General features: G+C 31.9%; 1 protein-coding gene. It reads right to left on the bottom strand.

Going from position 1 to position 276, the window contains the following annotated elements; genetic code table 11:
* Positions 1–45 precede the first annotated feature (45 nt).
* The coding region (locus AAEY83_RS14645; protein WP_351060005.1) for a hypothetical protein at positions 46–276 on the bottom strand (231 nt) is incomplete at its 5' end.

The raw sequence follows: 276 nt of genomic DNA, 5'->3' as shown, positions 1-276 counted from the left end.
AGATACAATAGTATCCGAACGCGTCATCCCTATTAAAACCTTCATCTATGAAGCTCCAAGTAATTTTTTATAAAGTTTAATATATTTTTTAGCTATTATATCTACTGTAAAGTTAGCAGTTATTAATTGCTCAGAATAGCTTTGTGCTTCACCACTATTTTTATTATGTAATGCAATAGCATCTTCTGTACTTTTAGCAATTTCAGCAGCACTAAAACCTTTAGCAATGTAACCATTTTTATCAGTAAAAATGGCATCGCTCGCTCCACTTACAGG

Origin of the sequence: Psychrobacter sp. TB20-MNA-CIBAN-0197 (assembly GCF_040309765.1) — a bacterium.
Lineage (GTDB): Bacteria > Pseudomonadota > Gammaproteobacteria > Pseudomonadales > Moraxellaceae > Psychrobacter > Psychrobacter submarinus.
Note: the sequence above shows the minus strand (reverse complement) of the source record. Positions and strands in the feature narration are given on the sequence as shown.